We start from the raw sequence: 18,821 nt of genomic DNA, 5'->3' as shown, positions 1-18,821 counted from the left end.
GGGGAATTTGAGTATTTAGAGAACGATGAAAGGCGGGCTCAGTCCTTGGGGTCGACGTTTTCGGCGAAGGATTTGGTGAAGGCGGTTTTTTGCTCGGCGCTGGCCTCGGTCTGGTTCTGCGCTTTCCAGTCGTCATAGGGCATGCCGTAGAAGAGTTCGCGGGCGGCGTCTTTGGACATCTCGATGCCGCGATCATTGGCGGCCTCTTGCATCCAGCGGCTGAGGCAGTTGCGGCAAAACCCGGCAAGATTCATCATGTCGATGTTCTGCACATCCGCGCGTTTTTCCATCAGATGCGCACGCAGGGTGCGAAAGGCGGCGGCCTCGAGTTCAATGCGGGTCTGGTCGTCCATGATCATTCTCCTTGTTGGTGGGGTCAAAGGCCGGTTTGGGCGGCGACCTCTTGCAGGATGGGGGCGAGGCGAAGCGCCCAAGCGGTCTGTTGCGCGGGGGTTTCGATCAGGTCGTTGCGCAGTTCAATGAGGACATTGGGCCGCTCATAGGCAATCGCATGGCGGGCGATGGCATCGCCGGGCAGGTGGCCGGTGTAGGGCTCGTTATCGCCGACGCACAGGTCGGGTTCTTGGGCGAGGCGGGCGATGAGCGGCTTGGCCAAGCGTTGGTCGGCGGCGTAGAGCAGGCCGATATGCCAAGGGCGTGGCGGGCGTCCGCGCAGTTGCGGCGTAAAGCTGTGGACCGAGACAATGACGGTATCGGCGCGGCGTGCGGCGAGTTCGGCCAAGGCGGTGTGATAGGGGCGATAGAGCCGGTTGAGGCGGCGGTCGATATCCTCGGGTTTCGCGTGGCGATTGCCGGGAATGATCGTGCCATCATACAGGCGCATCACGAGGGTCGGGTCATCCTCGCCCCGGTTGGGGTCGATCACGAGGCGCGAGAAATTGCTGAGGATGGCGGGGCCACCCAAGGCCTCGGCAAGCGCGCGCGTCACACCGGCGGCGCCCACATCATAGGCGATATGGCGGGCCATATCCTGAGGGGCCACGCCAAGACAGCCGCCGTTGACGAATTCCGGTACGCAATTGCTGGCGTGATCGCAGGTCACGAGCCAGCGTTCGGGGCGGTCCTGACCGACAATCTGAAAGGGGTGATACATCATTGGCTTGGTTTTTCCTGTCATCGTCCTTTAGAACAGTTGCGGGATAATGTGAATTGCGCGATAAGGCGCAAAAGGGGGGTGTTAGCGTTAACATAACCCGTGATGTCAAAGATGAAGGACGCATGAGATGAGACGCAACCGCAATGTGAAGATCGTGGCCACACTGGGCCCGGCTTCGTCCGATTATGATACGATCCGGGCGTTGCACGAGGCGGGGGCGGATGTGTTTCGCCTCAATATGAGCCATGGCACGCAGGCCGATATTGCCGAGCGGCACCGGATCATCCGGCAGGTCGAAGAGGATCTGGACAGCCCGATTGCGATCCTGGGGGATTTGCAGGGGCCGAAACTGCGGGTTGGGGTGTTTGCCAAGGGCGAAGAGGATCTGGTTGCCGGGGCGGCGTTCCGGCTTGACCTGGACGAAGCAGAGGGGAATGCGACCCGTGTCTGCCTGCCGCACCCCGAAATTTTCGCGGCGCTGGAACCGGGGGCGAACCTGCTGGTGAATGATGGCAAGATCCGCCTGCGCGTGACTGCGTGCGGACCCGAGTTTGCCGATTGTGAGGTGATCGCCGGGGGCACGATTTCGAATCGTAAGGGCGTGAATGTGCCTGATGTGGTGCTGCCCTTGGCGGCGCTGTCGGAAAAGGATCTGTCGGATCTGGAATTCATCTGCGAGTTGGGCGTGGATTGGCTGGCGCTGAGTTTCGTGCAGCGCCCCGAAGATGTGACCGAGGCGCGTGAATTGGTCCGCGGCCGGGCCGCGATCATGTCAAAAATCGAAAAGCCGGCAGGGGTGAAGCGGTTTGACGAAATCCTCGCGGTCAGCGACGGGATCATGGTGGCGCGGGGCGATCTGGGCGTGGAATTGCCGGTGCAGAACGTGCCGCCGATCCAGAAACGGTTGATCCGGCGCTGCCGGGCTGCGGCCAAGCCGGTGATCGTGGCGACGCAGATGCTCGAGTCGATGATCGACAGCCCGATGCCGACGCGCGCCGAAGTGTCGGACGTGGCCACGGCGATTTACGAAGGATCGGATGCGATCATGCTTTCGGCGGAATCGGCGGCGGGGCATTACCCTGTCGAGGCGGTGCGCACGATGGACAATGTGGCGATCGAGGTTGAGAGCGATCCGACCTATCGCGAGGTGATCGAGGCCAGTCGGCGTGTGAACCGGCAGAGTGTGGCGGACGGGATCGTTGCCGCCGCGCGCGAGATTGCCGAGACCGCCGATATCAAGGTGATTTGTTGCTATACCGAATCCGGGACCACCGCGCTCTTGACCGCGCGCGAGCGTCCGCGCGTGCCGATTCTGGCGCTGACCAGCCTTTTGGGCACGGCGCGGCGGCTGGCGCTGACCTGGGGTGTGACCTGCGTCATGACCGGCGAATTGACGCGATTCAAGATGGCGGTGATCAATGCCGCGCGGGCGGCGCGGGCGCATGGCTATGCGACCGAGAGCGATCAGATCGTGGTCACGGCGGGCGTGCCCTTTAACATACCGGGCACGACCAATATCCTGCGCGTCGCCCCCTGTCAGGAAAGTTTGATTTACGCGACCGATCCGGGTTAAACTTGGGCTGTTGAGTTCAAGGTATTTCCCGGAGGTATGTGATGGACCCTGATCTGGCGATGGCCATTGGCATGGTGTTGGGGGTGTTTTCCATACCTTCGATCATTTCCGCCTTTTCCGAGGGACATCCGCCGCGTGTGGCGACGTTTACGCTTATGGCATCGGGGGGGCTGATGGTCTGGGCGATCAGCACCAAGCCGGGTGGCTACAGCTTTGGTGATCTGCCCGAAGTGTTGGTGCGGGTGATTGCGCGCTACGTGAGTTGAGGCGCACAAACTCTACCCGCCAAACCCTCTTGAACAATCGAGCGGTGCCGCGTATACGGCGCGCTCATCCCGCAGGACCGGCCAGATGTGGCATGCCGAGTCGTGCGGTTCTACCGACCTAATAGAGGAGCCGGAAATGCCCAAGATGAAGACCAAGTCGAGCTGCAAAAAGCGGTTCAAAGTGACGGCCTCTGGCCGCGTGGTGGCCGCACAGGCCGGCAAGCGCCATGGCATGATCAAACGCAGCAATAAATTCCTTCGTAACGCTCGCGGTACGACCACGTTGTCAAAGGCTGATGAAGGTATCATCAAGCCAATGATGCCCTACGCGCGCTAAGGAGGATTTAGGATATGTCACGCGTCAAAGGTGGGGTAGTTACCCACGCCCGTCACAAGAAAGTCATCAAGGCCGCCAAAGGTTACTATGGCCGCCGCAAGAACACCTTCAAGGTGGCCGCGCAGGCCGTCGACAAGGCCAACCAATACGCGACCCGCGACCGCAAGAACCGCAAGCGCAATTTCCGCGCGCTGTGGATCCAGCGGATCAACGCGGCTGTGCGCGCGCATGATGAATCGCTGACCTACTCGCGCTTCATCAACGGTCTGGCATTGGCCGGAGTCGAAGTGGACCGTAAGGTTCTGGCCGATCTGGCCGTGCATGAGCCCGCCGCGTTCGGGGCCATCGTCGAGCAAGCCAAGGGTGCGCTGGCCGCCTGAGCCGGTTCACATCGTGATTGAAACCGCCGTCCGGTTGGCCCGGGCGGCGGTTTTTTCACGTGCGCAGGATGCCGGAATAGAGCAGAAGGCCGTGATCGGCCAAGTCGCGCTCGATCCGCGCCCAGAGGCTGCCAAAGGCAATGGGATCGGTGCCGGTTGCCTGAGCAATTTCTGAGAGGCTGCGCCGCCCGTCGATGGCGGCAAGAAGGGGGGCGGCGTGTTTTGGCAGGCTGAGCCGCGCCTCGATGCCGTTGAAGCTGAGTTTGGGCGTCTGGCCTTGGGCGATGGCACGCGCCAGATCCGGGGCGCGCAGGCCCTTGAGATGCGGGATCAGCGCGCGGTCTTGGCCCCTTGCAGGGCTGCGCGCCTCGCTCGCGCGGGTGGCATAGCCCACATGGGTTTTGATCGTGCCGCGCAGTTTTTCGGCTAGGGCCATGGCTTGGGTTGCGGTCAGATGCGAGGGCACGGCAGTGATGCGGCTGAGGTCATAGAGCACCGGCAGAGCAAAGCCTGAGAGCGCCCAGCCGGTTTGATCGAGTGTCTCCACCAGTGTTGTCACATCAAAGGCGCGGTCCTGCGAATGCAGGAGTAGGTCGTAAAAGCCTGCGTCGCTATCCTTGTGATCGCCAAGGTTGGGGTTTGATCGGAAGGGATGCCCCTCGGGCAGGGTGGCCACCACCTCTTTGGCGGCCTTCAGCCGTGCCTCGGGCGGCAGGCCCGCATAGAGCGTGCCGAATGCCTCTTGCAGCGGGTAGACGCCCGCGCGCCCATAGGGGGCATAGACCATGAACCCCATGCCGCCGCCGGGTGCCAGCGCCGCCAGAAGTGCTGCAAACCCTGCCGCCGGGTCGGGCAGGTGATGCAGCACGCCGCAGCAGTCGATATAGTCGAACTGTCCAAGGGTTGCGGCCTCTAGCAGGCTGCCGGTGACAAAGCGCAGGCCACTCAAGCCGCGCACGCGGGCGCGCTCTTCGGCAATGGCGCGCGAGGCGGTTGAGAGATCGAGATAGGTGATTTCGGCGGCGCGACCTGCGTTTTTCAGTTGCTGCGCCAGTTGGATCAGCCCGTCGCCGGTGCCGCCGCCTGCCACCAAGGCGCGCAACGGTTTGCGCCAATCGCGCCGCCCCTGAAACAGGAAATGGTCAATTTCCAGCACATGCGAGGGCGAGCCGGTGATCAGGCGCTTGGCCTCGTCTGCCGGATCGCGGGCGGGATAGGGGAAGGCTTCGTATTGCGCCTTGACCTCACTCATGGGCGCGGCCCCCGTTCTTCTTGGCAAAAATACTCAATTCTGCGCGCGCCTCATTCGAAGAGCTTGCGCAGTTGCCGCGCGGCCTTGTCCTCGATCTTTTGACGCAAGGCATCTTCAAGGTTCTGGCCCTCTTGCGGGGCGAGGTCGAGGCGTTCTTGCAGTTCGCGTTCCAGCCGGTCCTTGGCCTCTTGCTCCAGCTTGTCGCGCTCGGCCTTGAGGTTCATACGCACCGCTTTTTCCAGATCCGGTTTGATGCGCGGATTGGCCCATGGCCCCTCGATCCGCACCGGGATGGCTAGGCCGCGCGTGTTCTCGCCCTCGAGCAGCACGGGGGTAAAGAGATAGTCGATATCGCGCACCCCAAGCCCGATACGCCCTTGGCCCGAGGCGCGGGCGAGGGGCAGTTTCATGGCGAGGTCTTGGTTGATGAGATTACCGTCCGCCATCGTAAAGCTGGCGGTCATGGCGTCAAAGATCGTGGTGCCGCCCGTCACATCGCCCGCGCGCATGAGCCGGTCAAGGTCTATGCCCGAGATCACGCCGCGCCCAGTGCGCAAGCTGCCCTTGCCCGAAAGCGAGCGCATGATCGCATCCACCGAATTGCCAACGCCCAGAAACTCTACCTCGCCGTTGCCGGCGGCGGCAAAGCGGGTGATGCCTGCGGCATCGGTCAAGAACCGTTCGAGGTTGAGGTCGCTCACATTGAGCGTGCCACCGACCGAAAGGCCAGAGCGGTTGTTGGCCACGAACTGCCCGGTGATGAGCCCGTCATAGGCGCGCAATTCGCGCAATTCGAACACGGCGCGGGCGCGGTCGAGTGTCATCAAGCTGCGGGTCTTGCCCAGTTTCAGATCGCCCAGATTGACGCTATCGGCGACGAGGGCGATTTCGCCATTGGCGAGGGCAAGGGCGCTGGCGTCGATCGGGCTGGTGGACCAGCCGCTGTCGGGGCTGGCCGATCCAGTGCTGTCGGCCCCGGCAAAGCGTGAGAGGTCAAGCGCGCCTGCGTTGATCTGGGCGTTGATGCGTGGCACGTCACCGCCAAGCGCAATATCGGCGGCCCCGGCAATGGCATTGCCGCCGAGGTTCAGCGTTAGATTGCGCAGCGAGAGATCGAGCGCATCAGTGAGGGTGAGATCCGTGCCGCCCTTGATGCTGGCCCCAAGGCTGGGGGGCAATTCCAGCCGGTCAAGGCCAAGGGCCGCCAGAAAGGCATCGGTATCGCCAAGGTCGATGTCGAGCCGCCCCTGGAGTTGCGGTTGCGCCCCGCCGCGCCCGGCAAAGGCCACGCTGCCCCCCGGCCCCGATAGCCGTGCCGACAGGCCGGTGACAGCCCCGTCGATGAATTGCCCCACCTGATCGAGATGGCCCGCGAGGGTGACGGGGGCGCTGCCCTGACGCAGCACCGCCTCAAAGGTGGCGGTGCCATCGTAATCGGGCCAGCGCAGGTCGAAATCCAAGTTCGAGAAGGCCTGCACCGTGCCGGTGGCGTGATCGGTATAGCTGAGGCTGGCACCGGTGATGAGCGCGCGGTCAAGCGTGAGCGCGAGGCGGTTGGAGGTGGCAAGGGGGCCATCGGATTGACCCGAGGGGGCCACGCCTTCGACCCCCAGTTCCCAATTCACCTGCCCGTCGCGGGCGCGTTCCAGACGGATCGCGGGATTGACCGCCTCTAGCCCCGTGATGCGGATATCGCCGCCAAAGAGCGCCTGTGGTTCCACCCCGATCTTGAGGCTGTCGGCGCGCAGCATCGGGCCTGCGTCGGACCAATCGGCATTGGCGATTTCAACCGCGCCGGTGGACACGCCGAGGATGGGATAAAAGCTGATCTTGGTGTCGCCGGACATCGTGACCTGACGGCCCGTCGCCTTGGTTATCTGATCGGCGGCGATGCGCGCGATCCGCTCGCCCGGCAGGAAAAAGAGCGCACCAAGGACGATGGCCAGCATGACCATGACCAGCCCCAAGGCCCGGAATATCCAGCGCATGGCATCGCCCCCTTTGCCTGCTTGTCTCGGGCATAGTCTAGGCGTGTGGCATGGGGCGGGGCAACCGCTTTTGGGCTTTGCGGGCGGGCGGGGGCAAGCTATATCGCGCCCATGGCTCAGAACCCTCCCACCCTCCGCCCCGATCTTGCGCCGCGTGCGCGTTTGACTGACACGCCCCGCGCAGGCCAGCCGACCATCGGCATGGTCAGCCTTGGCTGTCCCAAGGCGCTGGTGGACAGTGAGCGGATTTTGACGCGGTTGCGCGCCGAGGGCTATGGCATTTCGCCCGATTACACCGGGGCGGATGCGGTGATCGTCAACACCTGCGGTTTTCTTGATAGCGCCAAGGCCGAGAGCCTTGAGGCGATTGGCGAGGCGCTGGCCGAAAACGGGCGGGTGATCGTGACGGGCTGCTTGGGGGCAGAGCCCGAGTATATCACCGGGGTGCATCCGCGCGTCTTGGCCGTGACCGGCCCGCATCAATATGAGCAGGTGTTGGATGCCGTGCATCTGGCGGTGCCGCCCAGCCCTGATCCTTTCATTGATCTTTTGCCCGCCTCTGGTGTCAGCCTGACGCCGCGGCATTACAGCTATCTCAAGATTTCCGAGGGCTGTAACCACAAGTGCAAATTCTGCATCATCCCCGATATGCGCGGCAAGTTGCAGAGCCGCCCGGCCCATGCGGTGATCCGCGAGGCGGCCAAGCTGGTGGAAAGCGGCGTCAAGGAACTCTTGGTGATTTCGCAGGATACCTCGGCCTATGGCGTTGATATCCGCCACGCCGAAGAGCGGGGGCACCGCGCCCATATCACCGATCTGGCGCGGGATCTGGGGGGATTGGGCGCTTGGGTGCGGCTGCATTATGTCTATCCCTACCCGCATGTGCGCGATCTCATTCCGCTGATGGCCGAAGGGCTGGTGCTGCCGTATCTGGATATTCCGTTCCAGCATGCGCATCCCGAGGTGCTGCGGCGCATGGCGCGGCCTGCGGCGGCGGCCAAGACATTGGACGAGATCGCGGCATGGCGGCGGGATTGCCCCGAGATCGCCCTGCGCTCGACCTTTATCGTGGGCTATCCGGGCGAGACCGAGGCGGAGTTTCAGACGCTTCTGGACTGGCTGGATGAGGCGCAGTTGGACCGGGTGGGCTGTTTTCAATATGAGAATGTCGCCGGGGCCCGGTCAAATGCCTTGCCCGATCATGTGGCGGCCGAGGTCAAGCAAGAGCGCTGGGATCGGTTCATGGAAAAGGCGCAGGCGATTTCCGAGGCCAAGCTGGCGGCCAAGGTGGGGCAGCGCATGGAGGTGATCGTGGACGAGATCGACGCCGACGGCATCGCCACCTGCCGCACCAAGGCGGATGCGCCGGAGATCGACGGGAACCTGTTTATTGATGAGGGGACAGAGGAGGTGTCGGTTGGGGATATCGTTTCGGTCGTCGTAGATGAGGCGGGGGAGTATGATTTGTGGGGGAGGTTGGGGGAGTAGGGAGCCTGAGGGTAGGCAGTTCTGGGATATTCTTTTCGGCAATTAAGTGTTTGATAATAATTCAAGTGTAATCATGTAATTCAGACGCTATATTATCTACATGAGCATCCATGATGGGCAGTTTCAAAATGAAAAAGCGACAATCAGATACTCCCGTTTTCCGCGTTCAAAAAACTGGTCATGCGACAGATGGCACATTCGTTCGTAGGACGGCGCCGTCAGGTAAAATCGTCGTTTCAATGAGCAAGCGGAGTTATGCATCAGCTAAAAGGGCGGCAGCTTCTGCTTTTAGCAAAGCCAAGCAGCCTGCATGATACCTTATGTCATTCAAGAACAAGGTCTTTGACCTGCTCACTCAGGATGGTGAGGATGACATTGAAGCTCTTGCGGCTTATGGGCTGTATAAGCGTCATAAGCGGATGTGGGCCAAGGACTTCGAGGCCGAAAATGGTAAACCACCGACTCCTGAGGATGATGCACAGTTCGCGCGTGCCGTTTGCACCACAGATCAGCTTGCAAGATACAGGAAAGACGCTCAGGATATATTGATTGCCTTCGCAAATCAGTCGATCGAAGATGCAACGCCGCAGATTGAAGTTGGGGCCATTACCACGCGAATTGAGAAAGCGGCGGCATCCATTGAGCAACAAAGCTCCTTTAAACAGCAGATCGTTTCCGGCCTGATATCAACTCTGATAACGACAGCGGCATTGATACTTTTGGCAATAGGTATTCGATTGTTCGGGATTGATGTCATAGATGGCGTGCGCGAACTGCTGCCTGTCCATTCGCCATGACAGAAGTTTGCAACCGGGTGCTGAAAAATTCGTAGCTCTATCAGGGCTGCTTCGCCAGACTGCGGCCCGCCGAGCGCGCGTCATCACCCCGCACCCTTCGCCCCCGTCATCCTCGGGCTTGACCCGAGGATCTCTTGCGAGGCTGGAGAGTCCCGCTTTCGCGGGAATGACGTGTGAAAGGGTTGTGCTCGCAAGCGCGACATTCTGCGCCTCTTCCCCTGCCTGCCTGTCACCCTACCTCCCCTCCACAGGAGGCCCGCGATGACCCAACACACCCAAGTGCTTTATAATGCCCGCTGTCCCGTCTGCCGGGCGGAGATTGCGCATTATGCGGGGTATGTGGAGGCGAAGGGATTGCCTGTGACTTTTCAGGATCTCAACGCGGGCGGGTTGGAGCAGTGGGGGATTGACCCGGATCAGGCGGCGCGGCGGTTGCATGTGCGGCAGGATGGGCGCGTGCTCTCTGGTGTTGAGGCGTTTGCGGCGCTCTGGGCTGCTTTGCCGCGCTATCGTTGGGCGGCGCGGATCGTGGCCTTGCCGGGATTGCGGCAGGTGGCCTCGCTGATTTACGAGCGGGTTCTCGCACCGCGTCTTTATGCCAAGCATCTGGCACGAGAAGCCAAGCGCGCCGCGTCCTGAGGGCTTTCGCAGGGTCGCGCCCCGCGATAGGGTGCGCGCGAGAGACGCGGAGACCCCAGAAACATGACCGATCCCCAGAGCCTGTTGCGCCGCCTGTTTGACCGGGCGGTGGCCGTAGCCGACCCGATGCAAAGCCTTGCCCCCTATCTGCCTGCGCGCCCTGAGGGCCGTGTCGTGGTGATCGGCGCGGGCAAGGCGAGTGCGCGCATGGCCGAGGCGGTCGAGGCGGAATGGGGGCCGTGCGAGGGGCTGGTGATCACGCGCTATGGCTATGCGCGCCCCTGTCAGGGCATCGAGATTGTCGAGGCGGCGCATCCGGTGCCCGATGCCGCCGGGCTGGCGGCCACGGCGCGGATGCTGCAACTGGTCGAGGGATTGGGCGAGGGCGATATGGTGCTGGCGCTGATCTCTGGCGGGGCGTCGTCGCTGCTTGTTCAGCCTGCGGGCGAGATGACGCTGGAGGACAAGCAGGCGGTCAATGCCGCGCTTTTGGCCTCGGGGGCGCCGATTGGGCAGATGAACGTGCTGCGCAAACATCTGAGCCGGGTCAAGGGCGGGCAATTGGCGGCGGCGGCCTATCCGGCGCGGCTGCATGCGCTGCTCATTTCCGATGTGCCGGGGGATGATCCGGCGATGATCGGATCGGGGCCGACGGTGGGCGAGGGCAGCACGCGCGATGACGCGCTGAAGATCGTGGCGCGCTATGGCATTGATCTGCCCGCGTCGGCGCGGGCGGTGTTGGCCGGGCAGAGCGGCGCGGTGCCGCCGGGGGATGCACGGCTGAGCCGGGTTGAGAATGTGATCTATGCCGCCCCGGTGCAATCGCTGGAGGCTGCGGCAGAGGTGGCGCGCGCCCAAGGGATCAGCGTGCAAATCCTTGGCGATGCGCTGGAGGGTGAGGCGCGCGATGTGGCGCGCGATCATGCCGCGCTTGCGCGTGAGGTGCAGGCGGGTTTGGCACCGGGGGCGGCACCTATGCTGCTGCTGTCGGGCGGTGAATTGACGGTGACGCGGCGGGGCGATGGTGTGGGTGGGCCCAATGCGGAATATGCGCTGGCCTTGGCGCTGGCCTTGCAGGGGGCGGCGGGTATTCACGCGCTGGCCTGTGACACCGATGGCGTCGATGGCGCCGCCGAGGTGGCGGGGGCGGTGATCGGGCCGGACACGCTGGCTGAGGCCCAATCCGCCGGGGTTGACCCTGCGCAGGCCCTGGCGATCAACGATGCACATGGGTTTTTCGGGGCCGTTGGCGGGCAGGTGGTGACAGGGCCAACGCTGACCAATGTCAACGATTTCCGCGCCATCCTGATTGCGCCTGTTTAGGTTACAGCACCTTGCGTCTGATCGGGTGCATATCGCCTCGGTGAGGTCCCGGGTCAAGCCCGGGACGGGCGGGATTTCGATGGGGCGCACTGCGCCCTAAAACTGATCCCAGATCGTGCGGCCCAGATTATCCAGCCGCTCGGGCGAGCAAAAGAGCGAGATTGTCATGGTCGCGGTCCAGTCGCGCCCGCCAAGGCGGACCAGCGTGCCGTCGGCCAGTTCCTGACGGATCGAAAACTCTGGCAGCCACGCCAGCCCAGCGCCCGCAAGCGTGCGCCGCTTCAATGCCTCGGCCAAGGCATCCATGTAGCGCAGGTCAAGTGCCGGGCGGCGGTTGCCGATGGTCTGATCGACCACGGTGCCAAGGAAGGTGTTGGGATCATAGCTGAGATACGGAAGCTCTTGCCCTGCGCGCGGTGGCAGGGACCAGCCGTTGCGCGCGGCGGCCTCGTGCTGGGCCACCGGGATCAGACGCTCTTCGCAGATGTCCTTGCGCTTGAAGCGGGTCTCGTCAAGGATCGGGGCCACGTCCTGATGCCGGTAATAGAGCAGGAATTCGCAGCCGCCTTCGCTGAGCAACTGGCAGCAAGCGGTCAGGCTGTCGGAAATGACGCGCGTGCGCATTTCGGGATACTCGCGTTCCAATGCCGCCATGCGCGGTTGCAGGAAATTGACGGAAATGGCGTGTAATGCCGCAAAGCGTTGAAAGCTGGCATGGCCGCGTGCGCGTTCGCGGATTGCCTGACGGGTATCGGTGAGATCCGCCACCGTCTGTTGCGCGACTGGCAGGAATTGCCGCCCCGCCTCGGACAATTGCACCGGATAGCTGGCGCGGTCGATCAGCGGCACGCCGATCCACGCCTCGAGCGATTTGATGCGGCGGCTAAAGGCGGATTGCGTGATGTTGCGTTCCTCTGCGGCGCGGGTGAAATTCAGTGTGCGCCCCAGACAGACGAAATCGCGCAGCCAGTTGATATCCATTTCCGCCCCCCTTTTTGTCGCCAGACTGCGCCAGTCGAGGTAACCATGCAAGATCGGAATAGTTTTATGAGATGTTTGAATTGGCCGACTCGTGGGGGTCTGTCCTAGCATTTCAGCCAAGACCAAAGGACGAAGACCGCAAGAACGGTCTCGCGCTGCACCAAAAAAGATGCATCCAACAAGGAGAAAGACATGAGAACTTCGTTGAAAGCACTGATTGCCACCACAGCGCTTGGGCTGACGGTGGCGATGCCTGCCATGGCCGAGACCACGATCCGGCTATCCACCTATGTGAACGAGTCCGATATCCGCTATGACGGCTTTGTGCATTTTGCCGAATTGGTCGCGGAAAAGACCGGCGGCAGCGTTGAGGTGCAGATTTTCCCATCTGCCACGCTGCATGGCTGGTCTGAGGGTGTGGATGCGGTGCAGGGCGGTGTGTCGGACATGAGCTGGATGCCTGCCGATGAGCGGTTGCCCTGTTACCGTGTGACCTCGCTCTATCCGGTGGCGGTGGATTTGGAGGGGCAGATCGAGATGGACGCTGCCTATGCCGATCTGGTGCGCGATGAGGCGGCGGCGATCAACCTCGTGCCGGTGTTCAACTCGAATTATTCCTACGATCAGGAATGGTGGTTTGAAGATGCGATTGACGATCTGGGCAATCTTGCGGGCAAGCAGGTGCGGTCCATCGGCCCGCTGGTCAGCCTGATGATCGAGACATGGGGCGGCGCGCCGGTGTTTGTGGCCCCCAAGGAGGTGTTTCAATCCGCCGAGCGTGGTGTGGTTGATGGGATCAACATGGGGGTTGCCACCTATTCCAGTTGGAAGCTGTGGGATGTGATGCCCTATATGGTCAAGGCGAGCCTGTTTTACGGCAATATCCAATACATGATGAATAAGGAAAAGTTCGACGGCATGACCGCCGACGAACAAGCCGCTGTGATGGCTGCCGCCAAGGAAACCGAGGAATGGCTCAAGCCCCGTTATGAGGATTGGGTGGATCAGCGCGTTGGCAATGCGGTGATGAAAGGCGGTGGTGCGGCGGTGGCGATCCCCGAAGACAAGCGGATGGCGCTGATCGAGAGCGTGCAGGGCAAGTGGGACGAGACCGTTGATGCGGCCTGCGGGCCGGAATTGGCTGGCAAAATCCGCGACCTCTTTGCGCAGCACGCGCCGTGATCTGACAGGTCCCCCGCGTCATCCATGCGGGGGGCCACCTTTTTTGCACAGGGAGGCACGCCATGCAAAGCGGTCTTGACCGATGGATTGGCCATGTGGAGCGCGCGGTTATCTGGCTCGCGGGGGCGGGGGCCGTGGTGGTGCTCGTGCAGATGGTGTGGATCAGCTACGGCGTCTTTACCCGCTATGTGCTGAATGCGCCGGACCGGATCGTGACAGAGGCCACGGCGCTTTTGCTTTTCCCGGTGGCCTTTGCGGGCCTTGCCTATGCGATGCGCGAGGATGCTTATCCCAAGGTCACGATGCTGACCGATACCCTGCCCGCCGGTCTGCGCAAGGCGGTGGCCGTGTTCAATCTCTGCGTGATGTTGGGGGTGGGGCTGTTTTTCTCTTTGGCGGGCGTGAGCGCCACGATCCGGTCATTCAATTCAGGGGCGTCGTCGGAAATCCTGCTTTGGCCGCGCTATGCGTTCTGGGCACCGGGGGCCTTGGCGCTGGTGCTTTTCTCAATTTACGCGGTGCTGCGGCTGGTGCGGCTGTTGCGCACCCCGGCGGCGGAGGTCTGAACGATGGAATGGTATGAAGTCGGCCTTGGCCTTTTGGGTCTTTTGATGTTTCTGATCGCAACGGGGGTGCCGATCCCCTTTGCGCTGGCGGCGGCCTCGCTGCCGTTTCTGTGGCAAATCCAGACCTTTGAGACCTCGATCGCATCGGCAGAGTTGAAGCTCTGGGGTGTTTGGATCGACTATATCCTGCTTGCGGTGCCGCTGTTTGTGTTCTTGGGCGAGTTGATCGGCAAATCCAATATCGGCCCCAATCTCTATCAATTCCTGCATCAAGGGGTGCGCGTGCGCGGCTCTGCTGCCTATGGCTCTATCGGGGCCTGCGCGGGGTTTGGCGCGGTCTGTGGCTCGTCCATGGTCGGCGCGCTGACCATTGGCGGCGTGGCTTTGCCGGAGATGCTCCGGCTGGGCTATGGCAAGCGGCTGTCGTCCGGCGTGCTGGCGGCGGGGGGCACGCTGAGCGTGCTGTTGCCGCCATCGCTGATCCTGTTGTTTTACGGCATCGTCACCGATCAGAGCATTGGGGATCTTTTCATCGCGGGCGTCATTCCCGGATTGATCCTTGTGACCTGTTTTTCGATTGTGGTGTTGGTCTGGGGTATTTTGAAGCCGGGCGATATTCCCGACCGCGAGGATGCGGTGAAAATGGGAATCCTTCAGATTGCTGCCACTATCGCGCCCATTGGCCTGATCGGTCTGGTGATCACCGTGGCGATCTACGCCGGTATCGCCACGCCGACAGAGGCGGCGGCGGTGGCGGCGCTCTTGACCGTGATCCTCGCCTTTGGCGTGGGTGGTCTGACTTGGCAGGGGTTCAAGGACTCGCTCTTTGCCACCATGCGGACCATGGGGTATCTGGGCCTGCTTCTATCGGCGGGGGTGCTTTTTGGCTTTGTGCTGACCTACTACCGCGTGCCGCAGCAATTCACCGAGCTTTTTCTGAGCTTTGATCTTTCGCCCTATGTGGTGCTGACCATTGTGTTGATCTTTTACATCGTGCTGGGGATGTTTCTTGAACCTGTCTCGATGACCTTCATCACCCTGCCCACGATCTTTCCGCTGATGGCCGCCGCCGGGTTCGACCTTATCTGGTTTGGGGTGGTCTATACGATCACCATGGAGATTGCGGTGCTCACGCCACCTGTGGGGCTCAATCTCTATGTCATCCAAGGGATTGGGCGCGGGCAGGTCAGCATTGGCGATGTGATCATTGGCTGCCTGCCGTTCATCGGGGCGCTTGTTTTCTTGATTGTCCTTCTCATCCTCATGCCGGAGATTGCGTTGTGGTTGCCCGAACAGATGCGCTGATTGCGCGCAACGGCCTTAGCTATCGGCGGGCGGGGGCGGGCACGCCGCTGGTGTTGGTGCATGGCTATCTGGGCGGGTCGGCGCAATGGCAGGCCGAGATTGCCCGCTTTTCCGACCGCTTTGATGTGATTGCCCCTGATCTGCCGGGCTATGCCGGGTCAGCGGGCCTGCCGCCTGCGAAACGTATCGCCACATTCGGCGCGGCAGTGGTCGAGCTTTTGGACGAGCTGGGGCTGGGGCAGATCACCCTTTTGGGGCATTCCATGGGCGGTATGATCGTGCAGGAAATAGCCGCCACCCATCCTGACCGGATCGCGCGGCTGATCCTCTATGGCACTGGGCCCTTGGGGGCCATGCCGGATCGGTTCGAGCCGCTCGACACCTCGCGGGCACGGATCCGCTGCGATGGCGTGGCCCAGACGATCCGGCGGATCGGGGCCACGTGGTTTCGCAAAGGGGCCGCGGCGCAGGGGTTCGAGATTGTGGCCGAACTGGGCGCGCAGGCTACTGAGGCCGCAGCGCTGGCGGGCCTCGACGCGATGAGCGATTGGGATGGGCGCGGCGCGCTTGGCCGCCTGACCATGCCGACCCTCGTGCTTTGGGGTGACGGCGATCGGTCCTATCGCTGGCCGCAGGTCGAAACCCTCTGGCAGGGGCTGCCCGATGCCGTGCTGGCCGTGGTGCCGGGCACCGCCCATGCGGTGCATCTGGAAAAGCCGAGCCTCTTTCACGCGCTGGTCGAGGATTTCGTGGGAGGGTGACACGCACTGCCCTCCCTTGCGGCACCTTCCCATTCCATCCACAATATATTGCTTCCCCCCTCAACAAATAGCTTTACAGGCGGCGCTAAACCTCGCACCATATATTGTATGGACGAGGGGAATGGCCCCCGTCCGTAGAGCAGGCACCTAGCGCTAGGGGTGCAACGCCACCCCCGCGCTACAGCAAATGAGGCGGCGCCATGGCACTTTCCGAGCAGTTCTTGCATGACGACATACACCCCATTGATATTGTTGAACATATTGCAGAGCACCATGACTGGGAGTTCGACCGTATCGGCGACGATCAGATTGCCATGGCTGTTGAAGGCCAGTGGCGCACCTATTCCTTGACCCTCGCGTGGTCCGGCTATGATGAGACCCTGCGTCTTGTCTGCACCTTCGATATGGAGCCGCCCGCCGAGAAACTGCCCGTGCTCTTTGAAATCCTCAATGAAATCAATGATGAGTGCTGGGCCGGTGCCTTTACCTGGTGGGCCGAACAGAAACTTATGGTCTATCGCTATGGTCTCGTGCTTGCCGGTGGGCAGGTGGCCAGCCCCGAGCAGATCGACACGATGCTGCATGCCGCCGTGTCGAGCGCCGAGCGCTATTACCCGGCGCTGCAACTTGCGATCTGGGGCGATCAATCGCCCCGCGATGCGATGCAGGTCGCCATTGCAGAGGCCTTCGGTCGCGCGTAACACTGTCCCCCGCAAACCACGGGAATGAGCGGGGGCACCACCATGACGATGGACGATCTGGCCGAAAAAGGCCTTGTTTTACTGGGCTGTGGCAAGATGGGCAGCGCCATGTTGCAAGGCTGGCTGGCGGGCGGGCTGCCGCCCGCGTCGGTTTGGGTGAGTGACCCCAACCCCTCTGACTGGCTGCGCGGCACCGGCGTGCATCTTAACACCGACCTGCCCGGCCAACCCGCTATCGTTCTTGTCGCGGTCAAGCCGCAGATGATGGGCGCGGCCCTGCCCAGCCTTGCCGCGATGGGCAATGGCACGACGCTGTTCATCTCGGTGGCCGCAGGCACGCCGATTGCGGGGTTTGAAACCGTGCTGGGGGACAAGACCCCGATCATCCGTGCCATGCCCAACACCCCCGCCGCCGTGGCGCGCGGGATCACCGCCATCATCGGCAATACCCAAACCAGCGCCGCGCATCTCGACCTTGCCGAAGCGTTGTTGCGCGCGGTGGGGCAGGTGGTGCGGCTTGACCATGAGGATCAGATGGACGCCGTGACCGGCCTTTCTGGCTCTGGTCCGGCCTATGTGTTCCATATGATCGAATGTATGGCCAAGGCCGGCGAGGCGCAGGGGCTTGCGCCCGAGTTGGCGATGCAATTGGCGCAGGCCACTGTGGCCGGTGCCGGTGCCTTGGCCGAGGCCGCCGAGGAAACCCCGGCGCAGTTGCGCCAGAACGTCACCAGCCCCAATGGCACGACGCAGGCGGGGCTAGAGGTGCTGATGCATCCTGACACGGGCCTACCGCCTCTGATGCTGAAAACCGTCGCCGCCGCGACCGACCGGTCCAAGGCGCTGCGCAATGGCTGAGATCAGTTTTGACGATTTTCTTGCCGTCGATATTCGTGTGGGCCGCGTTACCCGCGCCGAACCCTATCCCGAGGCGCGCAAGCCTGCGATCAAGCTCTGGGTCGATTTCGGCCCCGAGATCGGTGAGAAGAAATCAAGCGCCCAGATCACCGCGCATTACACGCCAGAGGCGCTGATTGGCCGTCAGGTGCTGGCGGTGGTCAATTTCCCGCCCCGTCAGATCGGCAAGTTCCGGTCGGAAATCCTTGTGCTGGGGCTGAGCGATAGCAATGGCGATATCGTTCTGATACGCCCTGACCAAGATGTTCCCATCGGAGAGAGACTGCATTGAAACGGATACTTGTCACCCGCCCCATGCCCGACCGCGTGCTTGAAGAGGCCCGCCGCCATTTCGACGTAGAAATACGCGACGACAATACTCCTCTCAAGCCGGGCCAGATGCGGGGCGCGCTGGCGCTTTATGATGGCATCTTGCCGACGCTGGGCGATATGTTTCAGGCCGATGTCTTTGCCGAGGCTGAGAATTCTCGCTGTCGTATCCTCGCCAATTTTGGCGTGGGCTATAACCATATCGACGTCGCCGCCGCCCGTGCCATGGGCATCGCGGTCAGCAATACGCCCGGTGCCGTGACCGATGCCACCGCCGATATCGCCATGACGCTGATGCTGATGACCGCGCGCCGCGCGGGCGAGGGCGAGCGGCTGGTGCGCGCTGGCAAATGGCCGGGTTGGAACCCGACGCAGATGCTGGGCCTGCATGTGAGTGGCAAGACGGTGGGGATCATCGGTATGGGCCGCATCGGGCAGGCGATTGCCAAGCGCTGCCATTTCGGGTTTGGCATGTCGGTTGTCTATCACAACCGCTCGGCCAAGCCGCTTGATTTCGACGCGCGCCAGCTTGGCTCGATCGAAGAGGTTGCGGCCACGGCGGATATTCTTGTTGTGGCGGTGCCCGGTGGGGCGGAAACCCGGCATCTTATCAATGCCGAGGTGTTTGCCGCGATGCGCCCGACCGCGCATTTCATCAATATCGCGCGGGGCGATGTGGTGGATGAGGCGGCGCTGATTGCGGCCTTGCAAGAGGGGCGCATCGCCGGGGCGGGTCTCGATGTTTACGAGCGTGAACCTATTGTGCCGGACGCGCTCAAGGCGATGGAGAATGTCGCGCTTCTGCCGCATTTGGGCACCGCAGCGCTTGAGGTGCGCGAGGCGATGGGGCTGATGGCGGTCGAAAACCTTCGCGCCTTTTTTGCCGGGGAAACGCCGCCCAATCTGGTGAACTGAGTTTGGGAAAGGTCGCTCGCGCT

At 62.3% G+C, this 18,821-nt stretch carries 22 protein-coding genes; 17 read left to right on the top strand and 5 right to left on the bottom strand.

Translation table 11 applies throughout. The annotated features are described in order from the left end of the window. Positions 1 to 38: 38 nt before the first annotated feature. Together RAK1035_RS03440 and RAK1035_RS03435 are read right to left on the bottom strand one after the other, a co-directional pair. Positions 39 to 353: a DUF1244 domain-containing protein gene (locus tag RAK1035_RS03440; RefSeq protein WP_037296793.1), complete on the bottom strand. Its 315-nt coding sequence runs from the start codon at positions 351 to 353 to the stop codon at positions 39 to 41. Between the two features lie 23 nt (positions 354 to 376). Next, positions 377 to 1,138: an N-formylglutamate amidohydrolase gene (locus RAK1035_RS03435; protein WP_085976963.1), complete on the bottom strand. Its 762-nt coding sequence runs from the start codon at positions 1,136 to 1,138 to the stop codon at positions 377 to 379. 106 nt (positions 1,139 to 1,244) lie between these two features. On the opposite strand from RAK1035_RS03435, the gene pyk reads away from it, so the two are divergent. The 4 genes from pyk to rplT all read left to right on the top strand — a co-directional run bounded on the left by pyk (position 1,245) and on the right by rplT (position 3,673). Beyond that, a complete protein-coding gene (pyk, locus tag RAK1035_RS03430) occupies positions 1,245 to 2,690 on the top strand; it encodes a pyruvate kinase (protein WP_008279524.1) in 1,446 nt (481 codons plus the stop codon). A 41-nt stretch (positions 2,691 to 2,731) separates the two neighbouring features. Continuing rightward, positions 2,732 to 2,956, top strand: a complete 225-nt coding sequence (locus RAK1035_RS03425) for a hypothetical protein (RefSeq protein ID WP_008279523.1) — start codon at positions 2,732 to 2,734, stop codon at positions 2,954 to 2,956. A gap of 136 nt (positions 2,957 to 3,092) precedes the next feature. Further along, a complete protein-coding gene (gene rpmI / locus RAK1035_RS03420) occupies positions 3,093 to 3,293 on the top strand; it encodes a 50S ribosomal protein L35 (RefSeq protein ID WP_008279522.1) in 201 nt (66 codons plus the stop codon). A 14-nt stretch (positions 3,294 to 3,307) separates the two neighbouring features. Beyond that, entirely contained in the window at positions 3,308 to 3,673 is a 366-nt protein-coding gene (gene rplT, locus RAK1035_RS03415) for a 50S ribosomal protein L20 (RefSeq protein WP_008279521.1), read from the top strand. Between the two features lie 55 nt (positions 3,674 to 3,728). Here rplT and RAK1035_RS03410 read toward each other — a convergent pair whose 3' ends face one another. Together RAK1035_RS03410 and RAK1035_RS03405 are read right to left on the bottom strand one after the other, a co-directional pair. Beyond that, the gene (locus RAK1035_RS03410; protein WP_008279520.1) at positions 3,729 to 4,925 is read right to left on the bottom strand and encodes a class I SAM-dependent methyltransferase; all 1,197 of its coding nucleotides are present in this window, start codon (positions 4,923 to 4,925) and stop codon (positions 3,729 to 3,731) included. A 50-nt stretch (positions 4,926 to 4,975) separates the two neighbouring features. Next, the gene (locus RAK1035_RS03405; protein ID WP_008279519.1) at positions 4,976 to 6,913 is read right to left on the bottom strand and encodes an AsmA family protein; all 1,938 of its coding nucleotides are present in this window, start codon (positions 6,911 to 6,913) and stop codon (positions 4,976 to 4,978) included. A gap of 111 nt (positions 6,914 to 7,024) precedes the next feature. Between RAK1035_RS03405 and rimO the strand changes: the two genes are divergently transcribed. From rimO to RAK1035_RS03385, 5 genes are all read left to right on the top strand, one after another. Further along, positions 7,025 to 8,401, top strand: coding sequence for a 30S ribosomal protein S12 methylthiotransferase RimO (gene rimO / locus RAK1035_RS03400; RefSeq protein ID WP_037296788.1), 1,377 nt, complete (start codon positions 7,025 to 7,027; stop codon positions 8,399 to 8,401). A gap of 110 nt (positions 8,402 to 8,511) precedes the next feature. Beyond that, positions 8,512 to 8,715: a hypothetical protein gene (locus RAK1035_RS20115; RefSeq protein WP_151977135.1), complete on the top strand. Its 204-nt coding sequence runs from the start codon at positions 8,512 to 8,514 to the stop codon at positions 8,713 to 8,715. 6 nt (positions 8,716 to 8,721) lie between these two features. After that, positions 8,722 to 9,198 carry a hypothetical protein gene (locus tag RAK1035_RS03395; RefSeq protein ID WP_008279517.1) on the top strand — a complete coding sequence of 159 codons (477 nt, stop codon included), beginning with the start codon at positions 8,722 to 8,724 and terminating at the stop codon, positions 9,196 to 9,198. A 261-nt stretch (positions 9,199 to 9,459) separates the two neighbouring features. Continuing rightward, on the top strand, positions 9,460 to 9,837 hold the full coding sequence (locus RAK1035_RS03390; RefSeq protein WP_008279516.1) for a thiol-disulfide oxidoreductase DCC family protein: 378 nt from the start codon (positions 9,460 to 9,462) through the stop codon (positions 9,835 to 9,837). A 63-nt stretch (positions 9,838 to 9,900) separates the two neighbouring features. After that, positions 9,901 to 11,160, top strand: coding sequence for a glycerate kinase type-2 family protein (locus tag RAK1035_RS03385; RefSeq protein ID WP_008279515.1), 1,260 nt, complete (start codon positions 9,901 to 9,903; stop codon positions 11,158 to 11,160). Between the two features lie 96 nt (positions 11,161 to 11,256). Here the strand turns inward: RAK1035_RS03385 and RAK1035_RS03380 are convergent, their stop codons facing one another. Then, positions 11,257 to 12,141 carry a LysR family transcriptional regulator gene (locus RAK1035_RS03380; RefSeq protein ID WP_008279514.1) on the bottom strand — a complete coding sequence of 295 codons (885 nt, stop codon included), beginning with the start codon at positions 12,139 to 12,141 and terminating at the stop codon, positions 11,257 to 11,259. A gap of 192 nt (positions 12,142 to 12,333) precedes the next feature. Here RAK1035_RS03380 and dctP point away from each other — a divergent pair, with 192 nt between their 5' ends. The 8 genes from dctP to RAK1035_RS03340 all read left to right on the top strand — a co-directional run bounded on the left by dctP (position 12,334) and on the right by RAK1035_RS03340 (position 18,798). Next, the gene (dctP, locus tag RAK1035_RS03375; RefSeq protein ID WP_037296785.1) at positions 12,334 to 13,323 is read left to right on the top strand and encodes a TRAP transporter substrate-binding protein DctP; all 990 of its coding nucleotides are present in this window, start codon (positions 12,334 to 12,336) and stop codon (positions 13,321 to 13,323) included. A gap of 62 nt (positions 13,324 to 13,385) precedes the next feature. Then, a complete protein-coding gene (locus tag RAK1035_RS03370; RefSeq protein ID WP_008279510.1) occupies positions 13,386 to 13,889 on the top strand; it encodes a TRAP transporter small permease in 504 nt (167 codons plus the stop codon). Between the two features lie 3 nt (positions 13,890 to 13,892). Next, the gene (locus tag RAK1035_RS03365; protein WP_008279509.1) at positions 13,893 to 15,194 is read left to right on the top strand and encodes a TRAP transporter large permease; all 1,302 of its coding nucleotides are present in this window, start codon (positions 13,893 to 13,895) and stop codon (positions 15,192 to 15,194) included. After that, on the top strand, positions 15,170 to 15,955 hold the full coding sequence (locus tag RAK1035_RS03360) for an alpha/beta fold hydrolase (RefSeq protein ID WP_008279508.1): 786 nt from the start codon (positions 15,170 to 15,172) through the stop codon (positions 15,953 to 15,955). The genes RAK1035_RS03365 and RAK1035_RS03360 overlap by 25 nt, the downstream gene beginning before the upstream one ends. 200 nt (positions 15,956 to 16,155) lie before the next feature. After that, the gene (locus RAK1035_RS03355; protein ID WP_008279507.1) at positions 16,156 to 16,656 is read left to right on the top strand and encodes a YbjN domain-containing protein; all 501 of its coding nucleotides are present in this window, start codon (positions 16,156 to 16,158) and stop codon (positions 16,654 to 16,656) included. A 42-nt stretch (positions 16,657 to 16,698) separates the two neighbouring features. Continuing rightward, the gene (proC, locus tag RAK1035_RS03350) at positions 16,699 to 17,514 is read left to right on the top strand and encodes a pyrroline-5-carboxylate reductase (protein WP_037296783.1); all 816 of its coding nucleotides are present in this window, start codon (positions 16,699 to 16,701) and stop codon (positions 17,512 to 17,514) included. Beyond that, complete coding sequence (locus RAK1035_RS03345) at positions 17,507 to 17,845, top strand: tRNA-binding protein (RefSeq protein WP_008279505.1); 339 nt, start codon at positions 17,507 to 17,509, stop codon at positions 17,843 to 17,845. The genes proC and RAK1035_RS03345 overlap by 8 nt, the downstream gene beginning before the upstream one ends. Then, positions 17,842 to 18,798 carry a 2-hydroxyacid dehydrogenase gene (locus RAK1035_RS03340; RefSeq protein ID WP_083803297.1) on the top strand — a complete coding sequence of 319 codons (957 nt, stop codon included), beginning with the start codon at positions 17,842 to 17,844 and terminating at the stop codon, positions 18,796 to 18,798. The genes RAK1035_RS03345 and RAK1035_RS03340 overlap by 4 nt, the downstream gene beginning before the upstream one ends. The last annotated feature ends 23 nt before the right edge of the window (positions 18,799 to 18,821 follow it).

This window comes from Roseovarius sp. AK1035 (assembly GCF_003288315.1).
Taxonomy (GTDB): Bacteria; Pseudomonadota; Alphaproteobacteria; order Rhodobacterales; family Rhodobacteraceae; genus Roseovarius; species Roseovarius mucosus_A.
Note: the sequence above shows the minus strand (reverse complement) of the source record. Positions and strands in the feature narration are given on the sequence as shown.

Excerpts from the sequence above, each read along its gene's own strand:
- RAK1035_RS03435 (WP_085976963.1), bottom strand. The coding sequence starts at position 1,138 with ATGACAGGAAAAACCAAGCCAATGATGTATCACCCCTTTCAGATTGTC.
- RAK1035_RS03385 (WP_008279515.1), top strand. The coding sequence starts at position 9,901 with ATGACCGATCCCCAGAGCCTGTTGCGCCGCCTGTTTGACCGGGCGGTG.
- RAK1035_RS03425 (WP_008279523.1), top strand. The coding sequence starts at position 2,732 with ATGGACCCTGATCTGGCGATGGCCATTGGCATGGTGTTGGGGGTGTTT.
- RAK1035_RS03410 (WP_008279520.1), bottom strand. The coding sequence starts at position 4,925 with ATGAGTGAGGTCAAGGCGCAATACGAAGCCTTCCCCTATCCCGCCCGC.
- RAK1035_RS03390 (WP_008279516.1), top strand. The coding sequence starts at position 9,460 with ATGACCCAACACACCCAAGTGCTTTATAATGCCCGCTGTCCCGTCTGC.
- RAK1035_RS03355 (WP_008279507.1), top strand. The coding sequence starts at position 16,156 with ATGGCACTTTCCGAGCAGTTCTTGCATGACGACATACACCCCATTGAT.
- rimO (WP_037296788.1), top strand. The coding sequence starts at position 7,025 with ATGGCTCAGAACCCTCCCACCCTCCGCCCCGATCTTGCGCCGCGTGCG.
- RAK1035_RS20115 (WP_151977135.1), top strand. The coding sequence starts at position 8,512 with ATGATGGGCAGTTTCAAAATGAAAAAGCGACAATCAGATACTCCCGTT.
- RAK1035_RS03345 (WP_008279505.1), top strand. The coding sequence starts at position 17,507 with ATGGCTGAGATCAGTTTTGACGATTTTCTTGCCGTCGATATTCGTGTG.
- RAK1035_RS03380 (WP_008279514.1), bottom strand. The coding sequence starts at position 12,141 with ATGGATATCAACTGGCTGCGCGATTTCGTCTGTCTGGGGCGCACACTG.
- RAK1035_RS03395 (WP_008279517.1), top strand. The coding sequence starts at position 8,722 with ATGTCATTCAAGAACAAGGTCTTTGACCTGCTCACTCAGGATGGTGAG.
- rpmI (WP_008279522.1), top strand. The coding sequence starts at position 3,093 with ATGCCCAAGATGAAGACCAAGTCGAGCTGCAAAAAGCGGTTCAAAGTG.
- dctP (WP_037296785.1), top strand. The coding sequence starts at position 12,334 with ATGAGAACTTCGTTGAAAGCACTGATTGCCACCACAGCGCTTGGGCTG.
- rplT (WP_008279521.1), top strand. The coding sequence starts at position 3,308 with ATGTCACGCGTCAAAGGTGGGGTAGTTACCCACGCCCGTCACAAGAAA.
- proC (WP_037296783.1), top strand. The coding sequence starts at position 16,699 with ATGACGATGGACGATCTGGCCGAAAAAGGCCTTGTTTTACTGGGCTGT.
- RAK1035_RS03440 (WP_037296793.1), bottom strand. The coding sequence starts at position 353 with ATGGACGACCAGACCCGCATTGAACTCGAGGCCGCCGCCTTTCGCACC.
- RAK1035_RS03405 (WP_008279519.1), bottom strand. The coding sequence starts at position 6,913 with ATGCGCTGGATATTCCGGGCCTTGGGGCTGGTCATGGTCATGCTGGCC.
- RAK1035_RS03370 (WP_008279510.1), top strand. The coding sequence starts at position 13,386 with ATGCAAAGCGGTCTTGACCGATGGATTGGCCATGTGGAGCGCGCGGTT.
- RAK1035_RS03365 (WP_008279509.1), top strand. The coding sequence starts at position 13,893 with ATGGAATGGTATGAAGTCGGCCTTGGCCTTTTGGGTCTTTTGATGTTT.
- pyk (WP_008279524.1), top strand. The coding sequence starts at position 1,245 with ATGAGACGCAACCGCAATGTGAAGATCGTGGCCACACTGGGCCCGGCT.